Raw genomic sequence first — 15,174 nt, forward strand, 5'->3', positions numbered from 1 at the left:
TCAAGCTGTCGGGAAGCGGGATTCCAGGAGGTCGACTTCCCTGACCAACTTGCGGGCAATCTCGTCCGAGAGCTGCCGGCTACGCGCGATGCGGTACAGTTCGGCCCGTTCGGCGCGGAGTCCGATAAGACGGAGGCGGCGTTCGACGTCGTCGATTTTCTGCGCTAGTTCGGCTTCCTGTCCGACCTTGGAACGCCCGTCGATACGCTGGCGATATAGCGCCATGATGCGAACGCCGGCATCGGTATAAAGATCGGCGTCAACTTGCCCTTCACCCATGTCGTGCTGGGCCTGCTCGATCGCCCGGATCGCGGCTTCCGCCGCAGCGATGCGCGCGCGATCTTCTTCGGCCTGATGCGATGGCTCGGGTGGAAGCTCCAGATCCCTCAGCAAGAACGGCAGCGTCATGCTGGCAGCGACCAAAGATACGATGATGACGCCTGCGGCGAGAAAGATCGCGAGATCGCGTGCCGGAAACGGCGAACCATCGTTCATCGTCAACGGCAGTGTCAGCACGCCCGCAAGAGTAATGGCGCCGCGCACCCCGGCAATCGAGGTCGCCGCGATCAGGCGCCAGCTCGGAATATAGGGCTTCTCGCCCTTCAGATGTGCGCGAAACAACGTAAATCGTAGGGACGTCCAGACCCAGACGAACCGCAATGCAGCCAGAGCGAGATTGATCGCGACGACATAGACGAGGAGCCAGAGCGGCGCATGATGCCCGGTCTCCTGGACCACTCTCGCCGCGCCATCGAAGAGCTGCGGGAGCTGTTCGCCAAGCAGGACGAAGATCACGCCGTTCGCGGTGAATTGCACCAGGTCCCAGACGGCACTCCGGCGAATGCGGGTCGCAGGTAATGCCTGCCCGCTCTGCTCGACGTAGCTCATGGTGATCCCGGCGGCGACGGCTGCAAGAATGCCCGAACAATGCACGTATTCGGCCAGGAGATAGGCGCCGAACGGAATCAGTAAACTGATCAGGATCTGCGAGCCCGTCTCTTCGCCAAAATGGCGCGAGACCCAATTCTTCGCGACGGTCACCGCCCATGTCACAACGACGCCGATGGCGATGCCACCGGTCGCAAGCCAAAGGAACGTTCCGAACGCGGCGAAGGCCGAAAACGAACCGGTCAGAGCTGCAGCAACGGCAAACCGCATACAGACCAGGCCCGATGCGTCGTTGAGCAACGATTCTCCCTCGAGGATGTGCATGAGCCGGCGGGGAATTGGTATGCGCGCGGCGATCGCGGAAACGGCAATCGGATCGGTGGGGGAGATGACTGCGGCGAGCGCGAAAGCGACGGCGAGAGGCATCGCCGGAATGATCCAATTAACGAAATATCCGACACCGACGACCGTGAATACGACGAGGCCGAACGCCAACTCCAGGATCGTCCCCTTGTCGCGAAATAGTCCTTCCTTGGGGATGCGCCAGCCGTCCAGAAACAACAGTGGAGGCAGGAACAGCAGGAAGAAAATGTCCGGTTTCAATTGGACGCCGAGGTCGGCCACGGCAGCAATCAGCACGCCGATGACGATCTGAACGAGCGGCAGGGGAAGCGATATCGGCAACATGCGGGCAACTCCGCCGCTGACGACCACCGCCAGCAGCAGAATCAAAGCAACGGTAACGGTCTCCACGCTCTCTCTCGCATGCGCAATGCCCGGGATTTACCGCGCATCATAGCGACGCCACCCAAATCATTCCACCATCCATCCCGCGCCCCACCTCCACCCGGGTCTGTCCTCGCGTTCCAATTACAGGTATGGCAATTTACTATCTCGTTCCTCAGGTTCTGGATGAACTTCCTGATGAACGATCCGCGGGCCGACCACCGCCGGTGTTTATTATGGCTTGGCGCCGATCTTGATATGGATCGCGTCGGCGCTTTCCTGATGATCCGGGACCTGTTTCACGATTGCGGTCAATCCCTCGTTGCGCATGGCGTGCAGAAGGACAGCGGCTGGCTTGCCCGCCGCTCCCCAATCCGAGTGTCGCGATTCGGCGATCTGCACCTCGACGCCCTTGAACACGACGATGCCGGCCGCAGGCTTTCCCGGCGGGATGTATCCAGAGCCTTGTGCAACCGCCTGTCTCTTCCAACCAGCGACATCAAGCGCCTTTCCGACATCTTCCATCAAGGCAACAGCTTCGGGGTCAAGCTCGACCGAGAAATCGAACGGAGTGCCACGAAATTCCTTGAGGGCATCGGCAATCCGCTGTTGGGATGCGGGACCGAACGTCCGCGGGCTGTCGGCCCAATATGCCAGAGCGACGCCGACCAGGACGAGAGCGGCAAATGTGATCGCCAGTCCTCGCTCCCAGGCGCCTTTCGAAATCCCGAGAACCAGAAGAGCGACCTCGCCGCTCAACCCTATCAGAAGCAGGATCTCCCCGATCTCCTTCACCCAGCTGAAGAGGACCAGGGAAAAGGCGGCAGTATTTAACATCAAGCTCTCCAAGTCGCAGGCTGGCAGGCGGCTTGGGGGACCGCATCACTCGTAACTGCGGATTCGACATGCGAAGGTCTGGACCTAAGCAACGGGAGATTAATAAGTCGCTAGCGGTCAAGGCGCGCATCGTGCGGTGGTTCGTCGCGCGGATCCGGCGCGGGTGCGCGGGGATCCGATAACTACCGCAGTCCCGCTCGCACGGCCATGGCACGCACATCGGAAGGTGTGAGACCATAGGCCCGGCGGAAGGTTCGGTTGAAATAGGACAGATCACCAAATCCGACCTGAAAGGCGATTGCGCTGATGGCTCTGTCGGCAAACCGCAGGTCTTTGAGCATGCGATACGCGCGAGCGAGGCGCTGCTCGAGCACGAAAGCTGAAAACGATGTCCCCTCGGCCTCGAATAGCTTGCGGATATAGCTCGGCGAGATTCCCTGACGCTGCGCGATAGCGACAATATCCAGATCAGGCCGGCAAAGATTGTCGTCGATATCTGCCTTGATGGCCTTGAGCCGCGCGGCGCGCAGTCCACGCCCCCTGGCCGCCTCGGCGAAGTCTTGGGTCGCACCGATTGCGAGCGCGGCGAGGTCGATAACGTGGGTCGCGGCGGTTCGCGTGAGACCCGGTGCCTCGGCCGGCCCTCCCTGCCGCAGGGCCTCGACATATCGGATCAGCAGCCGCAGCGCATCGTTGTCCGGCGGAATCTGGCGTGCATATGCGGCACCGAGATCCGGGACCAGGGCGGCCAGATCTGGTCGCGGGAGCGCGATCGTGAGAAAGCTGCCATGACAATGCATGGTGCTCACCGATGGATCGGTGGCCGAGAGAACGACACCACCTCCCGCACGGCCCACGATCTCCCGGCCGAACTGCAACGTGCTCGATTTGCCGCTGATCAGAACGGAGATGCCGACGAGATCCTTCGATTTTGCGAGATGTTCTCGGGTGATGTGATAATGGGCTGCGGAGCGGGATCCGGAAACGATCCCGACCCCAGGCAAGGCCTGAAACGTCACGCTCGCCTGGAACGGAACATCGTCGATCGGTTCGATATCGACATTCGCAATGTTGCGGCCATAGATCTCGCGCCACATTACAAGGCGCTTGGCTTCCGGAAACTCATCAGTCGACACCGTGAGCGGCGCAAGCCGTCCCGAATCGTTCATTTCAACCTCATCATCGGCGGGACGCGCGGGCGGCGCTTCTGCTCCAAGATCAAAAGCACGCTGCAACGGACCAAGATCGCGCCGTCATTTTGAACGCTCTGTCTAGACCAATTCCTCCGCAAATGGCTAAGGAAGGTCTGCCGGCGGGCCTTCGCCGCGGAACTGGCGCGGCTCCAGTCGCCCCGCAAGCTGCCCGCGGGCTGGCACAACTTCTTCATGCTGGGCGGCGGCCCGGTCATCTTCAATGATATCGGCAATGGCGCGATTGCCATCGAGCCGCTGAAGAACGCCGGCATTCTGCAGCGCCCCGTCGGCATCGAACTGAAGCCGCAGACCAAACTGAGCTGGCGCTGGATCGTCGAGGAGCTGCCGTCTCGGCTGCCGGAAAACCAGCTCACCTCGCACGACTACCTCTCCATCGCCGCGGAGTTCGACGACGGCCAGGACCTCACCTACTTCTGGAGTTCGAGCCTGCCGATCGGCACCGCGTTCCGCTGCCCGATTCCGCGCTGGACACCGCTCGAGTCGCACATGGCGGTCCGCAGCGGTTTCGCCGATCTCGGCAAGTGGGTCAGCGACGAGCGCGACATCTACGCGGACTACAAGGAGCACGTCGGCGGCCCTGCCAGAACCGTCGTCAACATCTGGCTGCTGGGCGTCTCTCTCTTCCAGCGCCGCAGCGGCTCGTGCCGCTTCGCCGACATGCAGATCTCCCATCCGGGCGCCGGAGCCCTGAAGCTTTGCGACAACGCGGGAGTGAACCGGTTCAATCGGCTCGCCGCTAGCAGTTCTTAGGACGTGGAAAATCGCTTAAGGCCCGAGGCTCGACCAGCAGGCCCTGTCGTTCGTAGCGGCGGCGCGTCCTGCTGAAGCGCACGACGACGGCATACCGGGCACTGTTCGCCTTCGCGCGCCGCGTGAGCAGCGCATCGCCCGCCGGCAGAAACTCGAGATCATCGAGGCCAACGCAGTGCAGGCATGCCGGGCCGATCGGTCAAGCGTCGCCGCTTGCGCAGGAAAAGATTCGAAATTATATGGTGGCTAAGATACAAGGTAGCACATGACTTTCCTCTTCGCGAAATTCGAGATGCGAATGCCCGTCCCGCAGGAGATTGGCTGGAGGGATTAAGCGCGCACACGCGCCGTTCGGACGAAGCGGACCCGAGCCCTCCCATCCTGCGGAGGGCTTTTTAGTGTCCGCGTCCTCTCGGCCACACGGAGTGCGTCATGACGAAGTATCTGATAACAAGCGCGTTACCCTACATAAACGGCGTCAAGCATCTCGGGAATCTGGCGGGCTCTCTGCTGCCAGCGGACGTCCACGCCAGATTCAGACGACAGACCGGCGCGGATGTTCTCTTCATTTGCGGCACCGACGAACACGGCACGCCGGCGGAACTCGCCGCGGCCGAAGCACGCTGCGATGTCGCCTCCTACTGCGAGCGTCAGCATTTCGTTCAGCGCGACCTCTATCGTCGACTTCATCTATCCTTCGACCACTTCGGAAGGTCGTCGTCGCGCCGCAATCATTCCTTGACGCAGCACTTTTTCTCGCAACTCGATAGGAACGGCTTCATCGAGGAGCGCACGCTCAATCAGGTGTTCAGTGCGACGGACGATCGCTTCCTGCCCGATCGTTACGTCGTCGGCACCTGCCCGCATTGCGGATCGAGCCGCGCCCGCGGCGATCAATGCGAAGTCTGCGCGCGACAGCTCGATCCGACGGATCTGATCGCGCCGCGCTCGGCGATATCCGGCGCCACCGATCTGGAGGTGCGCCAGACACGCCATCTTTTTCTCCGACAAACCACCATTGAAGCCGATCTACGCGAATGGCTATCCTCGCGTTCGGGCTGGCCGCCGTTGGTGACTTCGATCGCCAACAAGTGGTTGGACGAAGGCATCCGCGATCGCTGCATCACCCGGGATCTTTCATGGGGAATACCGGTCCCGAAACCGGGCTACGATGGGAAGGTCTTCTACGTTTGGTTCGATGCGCCGATCGCGTACATCGCAGCGACTCAGGAGTGGTCGGACGCCGACCCCGAGCGGAGGGATTGGAGATCGTGGTGGCTGGACGCGTCGGACGTTCGATATGTGCAATTCCTGGGAAAGGACAACATACCGTTTCATGCCGTCAGCTTCCCTTGCACCCTGCTGGGGTCCCGCGAGCCCTGGACCACCGTCGACGTTATCAAGGGCGTGAACTGGCTCAACTATGAGGGCGGCAAGTTCTCGACCAGTTCGGGTCGCGGCATCTTTCTCGATCAGGCACTTGAATTGCTGCCGGCGGACCGATGGCGATGGTGGCTGACGGCCAACGCGCCGGAAACATCCGACGTCGATTTTTCATTCTCCCGGTTCGCGACTGACGTCGATCACGATCTTGCCGACACGTTCGGCAACTTCGTGCAGCGCGTCTTGAGCTTCGTGGTCTCGCGATACGACGGCGTGGTCCCAGGCGGCGTTTCCGATCCGGTCGATGGCGAACTCTCCGCCCGGATCGAGGCCTTAGTCGGTCAGTTGCGCGAGCGCCAGGAAGCTCTGGCCCTGCGGGGCACCGCGGATGCCGTACGCACGATATGGAAGACGGCGAACGCCTACCTCGTCGCAAAAGCACCCTGGTCGCTTATCGCTTCAGATCCGGACGAGGCCGCTTTGGTGATTAGAACCGCCGTGAATCTCATCGGCATTTGCGCGCGCGCCGCCTGGCCGATCGTTCCGGATGCTGCGGAAAAGGCGCTCGAAGCGATCGGCGACTTGGAAGCGGTGCCAGCGTTCCCTTCGACGGATCACCTGACCCGAATTCCGGCCGGTCGCCGGATTAGCCATCCCGGACCACTGTTCGCGAAGCTCGGGGCCGAGTGGGCAGCTTCGCAGCGTCAGAAATTCGGCGGATAGAGCGTGCGCGATCGGGCCGCTTTACCCCCCGGTCCACGAAGTGCGCCCTGGTGAATGCTAAGCAGCCGCTTCGTCGCGAGAGCTCAAACCGGCTCTCACTGTCTGTTACAAAGTCGATCGATCAGCCGATCGGTGACAGCGCCGAATATCTTGGGATCGTCATAGGCACGCGCCGACAGCATTGCTCCATGAACGGTCGCCATGAAGGCCTCCGCTTCAATTCGGGGAGCATCAGTCAGCGCAAGTCTTCCCTCTCGCTGGCCACGCGCGAGGACCGAGGTCAGCCAAGCTGAGAGCGCCCGGAAATGGGCTCTTACTTCGAGGGCCACTTCCGCCGGGAGAACAGGAAGTTCGCTCGCCAAGAGAGCGCACACACAGAATGGCGCGCTGGCGTCTCTGATGCAGGCCGCCCAATAACCCGTATAGCTCCGAAGCAGTTCGAGCGGATCGGAAGTCTGTCGTTCCAGGTGTGCGATACCGGCGACGGCCTCCTCCCGATATTGAGCGATCAGCGTACGCACCAAATCCGCTTTGGTCGGGAAATGATGATGAATGCTTGGCTTGCGAATGCCGACAACCTCCGCAATGTCGGCGTAGCTGAAGCCGTTGTAGCCACCGGCTATGATCAGGGTCCGCGCGCAAGCAAGGATGTCGTCTGCGGTGGTGGATAGGTTGCTCATGCTTGGCATCACTACCTTCTAGTTGGTAGAGTGTCAATCGATGAAAGCGGTTGGCTTGCGGCTATTGACACCCGCCACCATCCTACCTACTAGTAGGAAGACAAATAGCGGAGTTATCACACATGCAAAGTCAACGATCGCAAGTTCCGACCGTCTCGGCGTCCGGTTGGTTGAAGGGATATTACTATGTTCGCGCGGCCTTTTCGCTGATCTGGGTAGCTCTCGCCTTCACCCTTGGACGCCACGTTCCGCAAGTCGCTGCGGTCATGTTGATTGTCTACCCGGCTTGGGACGCGGCCGCGAACTATGTGGATGCGGCGAGCAACGGCGGCCTCGTCGGCAACCCGAGCCAGACGCTCAATCTCGTGGTCAGTACACTCACGATGTTCGGTGTCGCCGCCGCGCTTACGCAAAGCATGAACGCCGTTCTGGCCGTCTTCGGTGTGTGGGCCGTTCTGTCCGGCGCATTCCAACTCGCGACGGGCGTCCGCCGCTGGAAATCCTATGGAGCACAATGGGCGATGATTCTGAGCGGCGCGCAATCCGCCCTGGCTGGAGTGTTCTTCATTCACGCAGCGGGCGGCGCGAACGTGCCGAGCATCGCCGACATCGCACCCTACGCTGCCTTTGGCGCCTTCTACTTCCTAATTTCGGCGATCTGGCTGACGGTAAGGGACGCTCGTCGCGGAACGATCCATACCGCCGCGTAGGGACGGTCGCCCTAACGGGAAACGGAGCGTTGCTCGACGCGTAGCGGGCAGCGCGCCGAGTAGGCGTCGGCTCATGGGTTTGTTTTCGAGGAGCGGATGCCCGTCGAAAAAAGGCTTTATCGGTCAGCCTTCAGCTCTCGGTGCGAAGCGGGCGCGGGATTACGCTGTGAGACAATCTGATCGAACGCGGATCGAATTCGCCGAGCCACCAACTACATCAGCCGCCCCTCACGATCAGCTTGCCATCGTCCCATTGTACAGCCTTGGCAAAGTTTTTTTTCAAATCCGTCGACGAACTTCTCGCGATACTTGATCGTCCTATTCCGCCTTCCACGCTCGCAAGTGATGTCAAACGGAGCCGAACGATGGTCCGCGGCGTCCAGCGGGCTGTTTTGGTCGGCGCTTCGAGCGCAAATCGGCGCCGAACTGCCATTTGCAAAGATCGCTTCTACAGGTAAATCGAGCAAGCTCCTGATTGCGAGCCGAGACCCTGCTGCAAGAGCCCAAACATGAAGCGCGAACAATCGACCAACGAAAATAGACCTGTCCTCGGGAGACGGCCTGCGCCAGGCGCGCGGGCGCGGACTGACGAACAAAAAAAGGATGTCAGAGATAATCTGATCGCTGTCGGACGGCACTTGTTTGCTGTCGAGGATCCATCGACAGTCTCTTTGCGCAAGATTGCAGCCAAGGCCGGTTACTCACCAGGGACGGTCTACAAGTATTTTAGGGATCAGCACGAGCTATTCATCGCGGTACGCGAACAGGACATGTCCCGCGTGGTGGACAATCTGGAAAGGATAGCGAAGCGGGTTGCCGACCCGAAAGAGCGGTTGCGGACGGTCTTCCTCGCTGCCATCCGGCACTGGCTGAAACGACCCGAAGAGTTCAGGGTCCTGTTCTCAATTCGTCCTGAACAGTCCGCCAAGCCGGGCCGGTCGCCGTTCGGACGTTCGGCTGTAGTGCTCCGGTCCTACTCACTCTATCGGCAGCTGGTAGACGACCTTTTTGCTCCATACGCTACGCCCCCATGCTCGCCACGCGTGGCGACCGACACTCTGATCGCCGCGACCCACGGAATCGTCGCTTTCACCCTGCACACCCACACTCTCGAATGGTCCAGCCCGATCAAGATGGCGGAAGAGGTGCTCGATGCCCTCCTCTCCACCTGGCTTCGGCACGAACGCTAGACATTTCCGCAAATAGCAGATGTGCAGCGGATGTGCCTGCCGATACGTTGAACCAATTCGTCCTCGTCGCTCGGATCGGTGAAATGCGTGATATACTTGCCGTCAGGTCCGACCAGATACGTGAAAGCCGTATGGGGCATTTGATACCCGGCCGCGTCATCCGGATCCGCCGCGCGCCTCGCGAAGACCTTATAGAGCCTTTTGACGTGCTCGATGTTGTCCCGCGAGCCGGTCAAGCCGGTGAAATGCGGGAATTTGCCTTCCAGGAAAGCCTTCATGACAGCCGGAGTATCGCGCTCCGGATCGACCGTGATGTAGAGCGGTCGGAGGTGCGTGGCCAACGGCCCGAGTCGGTCGATGACCCGCGATAGACATAAAAGAGCCGCCGGGCACACGGCCCGGCAATGGGTGAAACCGAAGAACAGCAACATGAATTGGCCGCGATAGCTACCATCGGTTACGGGGTTGCCGTAATGATCGATCAGATCGAAGGAACCTCCGACCCGGGCGGTCTGACCGCTGCCCGATTCTCCCATACAACAGTCAGACATCGCCAATCTCAAGAATGAGCGTGGTCGGCTTCTCCAGCCGAAGGCCCACGGCAAGAGTCTGGTCGCGCGCTGCGACGTGCACGGAATCCGCACTCACGAGCGCCCCGTCGCGACTGTCGGAGACAGCGACGTCGTCGATGAAGAGGGTCCAACTCGCATTCGGCGCCAGTGGTCCAATGTCAAGGTCAACATCTAGCGCACCCGCGTCTCTCGGTTGGAGCGTCGCGACCAGACATCTCTCAACTTGATCGTACACTGCGCGCGTTACGTCGACACCGGACGTGATCCGCCGCAGGGCCGGAAGAGCAAAATGCTCACCGTTCCAAGGCTTGTTATAAAGAGCCCAAAGCCCGTCGGGCACGTTGAGACGAGCGTAGGCCAGCATCGCGTTGCCGGTGAGCCGATCCATACGGATGAGGTTGCCAGCCTCATCATAGGATTGATCGCTGCGCGGATAGTAGAGGCCGCCGTCGCTCCAGGTCGGCGACATGTGTCGGTCGGCATGCGCGAGCAGACCTTTCAGGTCGCTATCCCCCATTTCGGAGAGCAGCATGGCGACGTAACCAAAATCCGGCATTGGCCATGGATAGGCGCGATCCTCGATGCCATCGACCGAACGACCGTTATCGAGCGCCTTGCGCGCTTGCGGCACCACGGAGTTCGGGTAAAGCGATACTAGGCCGTCACGACCGTACTTCAGGACTCCCCGCAATTGATCCCGATAGATTCCGTGTACGAAATCGCGGTTCCATGTGTTCATGACTGCACCGCCCCATGCTGTCCAACCGACGCTTTTCGGCGGCACGAAATCATCTTGCTCGACGCGCCACCAACCGTGAAACCAACCTTCCGCCGAGAAGATGCCTTTCTTGCCCCAAGCCGCGCGGTAGCTCCGCGTTGCTTCGTCGGCCACCGAGGTCCCTTTGCGCACGTCCGAGAAACGGAAACCAAGCATGGGAAATTGATTGCAGACGATGAAGATACAGTTCGGTTCGCAGGCTACGCCCAGCCAGCCGTTTTCGACCATCTGCCAGTAGATGACCTCGTTGAGTGAGCTGCGACTATACTCGAACTTTTCAGGCCCCATCCCCCAGAAGATCGGGTTATGCACGAAGGTCAATGCGGCGGGCTGATCGTAGCTGTCGTCGTTGAACAGCATGCCATACATGCCCACCATGGCCGACAAATGTCCGCTATACATAATGTTCTCGCGGACCACCGGATCGGTCCATCCCTGTCGCAGCTCTTTGATGTCCGGATTGACGTACAGCCCCGACTGGCTCGTGTCCTTCCAGTACCCCCAGACCTCGCGGCGCAGCATCTTGTGGATCAGCCTGTCGAAAGTGCCGCGAAATGCTGCGGGCGCCGCCGGCAATCGGTGATAATGGGCCAAGCCGATCGCATAAGCCATCTGCGCAAGCTGATAGCGATAGGAGTCCAGCCATTCCTGCCCAGGGTCCGGGATACCCATTTTGGACCATTCGCCGTCGGGCTGACTGGCAAGATTCTGGATATGACGCAAATGGCCGAGTTGCAGCGGATCGAGGACAGGAAACCGCGAAACGTCGGGCGCCTTCCGATTGACCTTTCCTAGCTTCGAAGCCGGCATGTTATCGCTCCTTCGGTTCCTAGATGTGGTCGAGATCGCGAAATGGGGCCTGCTGACCGTCAGGCATCAGGCTTCTGTCGTAGTATTCCGAGCACCTGGCTATTTTACCATCGTCTGCGATGGCCAATACGGCGCACAGACGAGCACGAAAGGTCTTGCCCGTTACGACTACTTTGCCTCCGCCGAGGCTCTCGCCGTCGAAGGTCCCCTCACCGACTGCTTGAACCACCACGACAGAATCACCGGCTATGATTCTCTCGGGGACCATTCGAAAGCCGGAAATGGCGCGATGCCAGAGTTGATGATGACGCCTCATGAAGTCGCGGCCGCGACGCAACGCGGCGAAGGCCGTATCCATGTACTCACCATCTTCTCTGAAGAGGCGCGCGAACTCGTCGGCGTCGTGCTTGTTCCATCCCTCCACCCAGGACCGGCCGACATTCTCCAGTGTCTGTTTGTCCAATCTGGTCACGCCGAATTTTCTCCCTTTTTCATCATCCTTGGTGCTTGGAGAACGACCTGAGTCCCGCTTTGATGATACGATGGTCGATGTCTATCACCTGAGCCTCTACACTACATTCCGAGATATGCGCGCTTCACGTCATCGCTCTGCAGCAAGTCGGGTCCGGATCCCGACTTGACGATCCGGCCGGTCTCTACGACGTAACCGACGTCGGCGATCGCCAATGCAGCGCGCGCATTCTGCTCGACCAGGAGAATGGTTATGCCATCCTGTCGCAGCCGATCCACCACGCGTAAGATCTCCGCCGCGAGAAGCGGCGCAAGTCCGAGCGACGGTTCGTCGAGCAGCAGCAGCTTTGGCTCGCCCATCAGGGCGCGCGCGATCGCAAGCATCTGTTGCTGACCGCCCGAAAGCGTTCCGGCCGGCAACTTGCGCTTCACCTTCAGCACAGGGAAGAGCGAATAGGCCTGCTCCATGCGCTGGTCGATTTGACCGTTCTGCCGGCGATAGGCACCGAGACGGATGTTGTCCTCGACGGACATCGGACCGAAGACTTGGCGCCCCTCCGGAGCCTGGCAGATGCCGAGTGCCACGCGCTTGTGGGACGCAAGCCGCGAAATGTCGGCGCCCTCGAAGCGGATCGTCCCGGTTGCGGCACGATGCACGCCGGAGAGGACGCGCAGGAGCGTCGTCTTGCCGGCGCCGTTGGCACCCACCAGCGCGACCAATTGTCCCCTCGCCACGGCGAAATCGAGTCCATGAAGCGCTTCGATCGGTCCGTATCGAGCTTTGAGCCCGCTAACTTCGAGCAGCGGCTCGTCTTCTGTGGAGGGCATGGCGGATGCCAACTGATGAATAACGCTCATGCGGCAGCTCCGAGATAAGCCGCAATGACCTGCGGATCAGCCCGCACGTCTTCCGGTCGGCCTTCGGCAAGCTTTCTGCCGTAGTCGAGGACCAAAATGCGCGTCGATACCCGCATCACCAGCTTCATGTCGTGCTCGACGAGAACGATGGTCACTCCTGTCGCCGCGATGCGTTCGATTAAGACGGAGATTTCTTCCGTTTCGACGTGATTGAGCCCGGCGGCCGGCTCGTCGAGAAGCAGTATCTGCGGCTTCGCAGCCAGCGCCCGCGCTATTTCAAGGCGTTTCAACGCCCCATACGGCATTTGCGATGCTTGCGCTTTCCGGTACTGGGACAAACCAACGAAGGCCATCAGTGCGTCCGCTTCTGCGCGCAAATCCGCATCTTGCTTGCGGATATGCCGCAAATGCAACAGCGCGCTCACGAAGCCTGGATCCAAACGGATATGACCGCCGATCATCACGTTGGAGATGGCGTCCATGTTCATGCATATCTGGAGCTTCTGAAACGTGCGGCTAAGACCCAGTCTGGCGAGCTTGTCCGGCGATCGACCCGAGGTAGGCTCACCTATCATGGTGATGGTGCCCGCAGTAGGTAGATAGATTCCCGACAGCAAGTTGACGACCGTCGTCTTACCGGCTCCGTTGGGCCCGATGATCGAGTAAATGGATCCGGGTTCGACCGTGAACGACAGATCGTCGACTGCCGTAACACCGCCGAATCGCTTCGATAGATTTCTGACCTCGAGCGAGTTCATGTCTGGACCCTCGCCACTAGATCGCGCACCGTCGGCACGAGGCCATTGGGCATGAAGATCATAGTTGCGACCAGTATGATGCCGAACACCACTGTCTCGCCGCCCTCGAAGGCTGAAAGAGCTTGCGGAAGCACGGTCAGCATGACCGCGCCGATCAATGAGCCCGCGATAGATGCCATACCGCCCACGATTACCATCGCCATCAGCGTAATCGAACGCACGAAGCCCGCGCTATCGGGCGTCGCGAACTCCAGATAGTGCCCCTCGAGACTCCCCATGACGCTCGCTACAATGGCGGAAAGTACGAATACCTTCACCTTCACGCTGGTGACGTCGACGCCGGCGACACGGGCGGCTACTTCCGAGCCACGGATCGCCTGTAGGGCACGTCCAGCGGGCGAGTGCACGAGGTTTGTCGCCGCCCAGACGGCGATCAGCAACAGCGTGGAGACCAGAAGATACCAGTTGCGGTCACCTCTCAGTTGCCATGGGCCGATCGCCAATGCCGGAACGGACATGCCGTCCGACCCGCCCGTGTATTGCATCTCGTTGTTGAGCACGATGGAGACGATGATGCCCATGCCGAGCGTTGCCATCGCCAGATGGTGACCCTTCAGGCTCAGGATCGGCCGTGCGATCACGAAGGCCAGGATGCCGGTACCTGCTGCGCCCATTCCAAGCGCGACAAGCGGCGGCAAGCCGGCATGCGTCGTCAAGATCGCGGAAGCGTATGTGCCCAGGCCGAGAAAGCCGGCATGACCAAGACTGATCTGTCCGGTGTAGCCGAACAGCAGGTTCAACCCGATCACGACGACCGCGTTGATGATCGTTCGGATCGCCATATCGTAGACAAAGGCGTTGGGTCCCAGCAGGGGAAAGATCGCGAGCCCAGCAACCAAGACTCCGAGCCCGGCGAAGCGTGGTGAGATATTCATACGCGATCCGAGGTCTTGGCACCGAATAGGCCGTGCGGTGCGAGAAAGAAAAGCAGGATGATCAGGACGAAGGCGACCGCGTCCTTATAGGCGGCGGAAATGTACGCGGCCGTCATCGCCTCGATCACTCCGAGGGCTAATCCGCCCACGACCGCTCCGACCGAACTACCGAGGCCACCGAAGGCGGCGGCGACGAAGCCTTTGAGTCCAAGCATGGTGCCGGCGCTGTAGCTAGTGAAAGTGAGCGGGGCCAGCAGCACGCCCCCGATCGCACCTAGCGCCGCCGAAAGGGCGAACGAAAGCGTCAGCACTCCCATCGTGTTGATGCCAACGAGCTGAGCGGCCAGTGGATTGTGTGAAGTGGCGACCAGAGCCTTGCCGTGCATAGTCGCGTTGAAATACCAGAACAGGGCAATCACGATGACGAGTGAAATCCCCATGATCCAAAGCGCCTGCGGAGCCAGCGCAGCGCCAAGGACATTCAGAGGGCGGTCATCGGAAAGCCCGGGCAAGGCATGGTTCCCCTTGCCTAGCCCGATTTCGACAGCGCCTCGGATTACCTGGCCGGCTCCAAGCGTGATGATTATCAGCGAAGTCATCGAAGTCGTACGTGCCGGTTCAACAGCGAATTTGGCCATAGCGAAGCCGACGAGCGTGGTGAACGCGATAGCGATGGCAAGCGAACTCGACAAGGGAAAGCCGGCTGCGACCAACGCCGAGGCCGTCATCGCGCCCAGCATGATGAATTCACCCTGGGCGAAATTGATCATTCCGCTCGCGTTATAGACGAGGGTGTAGCCGAGAGCCGCGAGTGCGTAGGTCGCGCCCACGGTCAGGCCTGCCAGTAGGAACTGAAGGAATTGCGATAGCATTGGTTGCTCCGTAGGCGCT

At 60.4% G+C, this 15,174-nt stretch carries 15 protein-coding genes; 4 read left to right on the forward strand and 11 right to left on the reverse strand.

Annotation, left to right across the window (positions count from 1 at the left end; translation table 11 throughout):
- The 3 genes from AC5ZG1_RS06925 to AC5ZG1_RS06935 all read right to left on the reverse strand — a co-directional run bounded on the left by AC5ZG1_RS06925 (window position 1) and on the right by AC5ZG1_RS06935 (window position 3,620).
- Complete coding sequence (locus AC5ZG1_RS06925) at window positions 1-1,641, reverse strand: Na+/H+ antiporter (RefSeq protein WP_496132377.1); 1,641 nt, start codon at window positions 1,639-1,641, stop codon at window positions 1-3.
- A gap of 207 nt (window positions 1,642-1,848) precedes the next feature.
- Window positions 1,849-2,451 carry a hypothetical protein gene (locus AC5ZG1_RS06930; RefSeq protein ID WP_130222948.1) on the reverse strand — a complete coding sequence of 201 codons (603 nt, stop codon included), beginning with the start codon at window positions 2,449-2,451 and terminating at the stop codon, window positions 1,849-1,851.
- Between the two features lie 182 nt (window positions 2,452-2,633).
- Window positions 2,634-3,620, reverse strand: a complete 987-nt coding sequence (locus AC5ZG1_RS06935; protein WP_496132378.1) for an AraC family transcriptional regulator — start codon at window positions 3,618-3,620, stop codon at window positions 2,634-2,636.
- Between the two features lie 216 nt (window positions 3,621-3,836).
- Between AC5ZG1_RS06935 and AC5ZG1_RS06940 the strand changes: the two genes are divergently transcribed.
- Both AC5ZG1_RS06940 and metG read left to right on the forward strand, forming a co-directional pair.
- Window positions 3,837-4,415: a DUF3047 domain-containing protein gene (locus AC5ZG1_RS06940; RefSeq protein WP_496132379.1), complete on the forward strand. Its 579-nt coding sequence runs from the start codon at window positions 3,837-3,839 to the stop codon at window positions 4,413-4,415.
- 432 nt (window positions 4,416-4,847) lie between these two features.
- On the forward strand, window positions 4,848-6,521 hold the full coding sequence (metG, locus tag AC5ZG1_RS06945) for a methionine--tRNA ligase (protein ID WP_496132380.1): 1,674 nt from the start codon (window positions 4,848-4,850) through the stop codon (window positions 6,519-6,521).
- A 95-nt stretch (window positions 6,522-6,616) separates the two neighbouring features.
- Here the strand turns inward: metG and AC5ZG1_RS06950 are convergent, their stop codons facing one another.
- Window positions 6,617-7,201: a TetR/AcrR family transcriptional regulator gene (locus tag AC5ZG1_RS06950; protein ID WP_496132381.1), complete on the reverse strand. Its 585-nt coding sequence runs from the start codon at window positions 7,199-7,201 to the stop codon at window positions 6,617-6,619.
- Between the two features lie 122 nt (window positions 7,202-7,323).
- Here AC5ZG1_RS06950 and AC5ZG1_RS06955 point away from each other — a divergent pair, with 122 nt between their 5' ends.
- Window positions 7,324-7,911 (forward strand): DUF308 domain-containing protein, encoded by a 588-nt coding sequence (locus tag AC5ZG1_RS06955; RefSeq protein ID WP_456643700.1) that lies wholly within the window; start codon window positions 7,324-7,326, stop codon window positions 7,909-7,911.
- Window positions 7,912-8,420: 509 nt separating this feature from the next.
- Window positions 8,421-9,101, forward strand: a complete 681-nt coding sequence (locus AC5ZG1_RS06960; protein WP_130222956.1) for a TetR/AcrR family transcriptional regulator — start codon at window positions 8,421-8,423, stop codon at window positions 9,099-9,101.
- Here AC5ZG1_RS06960 and AC5ZG1_RS06965 read toward each other — a convergent pair.
- The 7 genes from AC5ZG1_RS06965 to AC5ZG1_RS06995 form a co-directional block, all read right to left on the reverse strand.
- Window positions 9,098-9,637: an SCO family protein gene (locus tag AC5ZG1_RS06965; protein WP_496132382.1), complete on the reverse strand. Its 540-nt coding sequence runs from the start codon at window positions 9,635-9,637 to the stop codon at window positions 9,098-9,100. The two genes, AC5ZG1_RS06960 and AC5ZG1_RS06965, sit on opposite strands and share 4 nt — an antisense overlap.
- A gap of 7 nt (window positions 9,638-9,644) precedes the next feature.
- On the reverse strand, window positions 9,645-11,261 hold the full coding sequence (locus AC5ZG1_RS06970; protein WP_496132383.1) for a linalool dehydratase/isomerase domain-containing protein: 1,617 nt from the start codon (window positions 11,259-11,261) through the stop codon (window positions 9,645-9,647).
- A gap of 19 nt (window positions 11,262-11,280) precedes the next feature.
- Window positions 11,281-11,733, reverse strand: a complete 453-nt coding sequence (locus AC5ZG1_RS06975) for a nuclear transport factor 2 family protein (RefSeq protein WP_496132384.1) — start codon at window positions 11,731-11,733, stop codon at window positions 11,281-11,283.
- Between the two features lie 101 nt (window positions 11,734-11,834).
- Complete coding sequence (locus AC5ZG1_RS06980) at window positions 11,835-12,536, reverse strand: ABC transporter ATP-binding protein (RefSeq protein ID WP_496132508.1); 702 nt, start codon at window positions 12,534-12,536, stop codon at window positions 11,835-11,837.
- Between the two features lie 50 nt (window positions 12,537-12,586).
- Entirely contained in the window at window positions 12,587-13,348 is a 762-nt protein-coding gene (locus AC5ZG1_RS06985) for an ABC transporter ATP-binding protein (RefSeq protein ID WP_496132385.1), read from the reverse strand.
- Window positions 13,345-14,283 carry a branched-chain amino acid ABC transporter permease gene (locus tag AC5ZG1_RS06990; protein ID WP_496132386.1) on the reverse strand — a complete coding sequence of 313 codons (939 nt, stop codon included), beginning with the start codon at window positions 14,281-14,283 and terminating at the stop codon, window positions 13,345-13,347. The genes AC5ZG1_RS06985 and AC5ZG1_RS06990 overlap by 4 nt, the downstream gene beginning before the upstream one ends.
- Window positions 14,280-15,155: a branched-chain amino acid ABC transporter permease gene (locus AC5ZG1_RS06995; RefSeq protein WP_456643726.1), complete on the reverse strand. Its 876-nt coding sequence runs from the start codon at window positions 15,153-15,155 to the stop codon at window positions 14,280-14,282. The genes AC5ZG1_RS06990 and AC5ZG1_RS06995 overlap by 4 nt, the downstream gene beginning before the upstream one ends.
- Window positions 15,156-15,174 lie beyond the last annotated feature (19 nt).

Source organism: Bradyrhizobium sp. Leo78 (assembly GCF_059512425.1).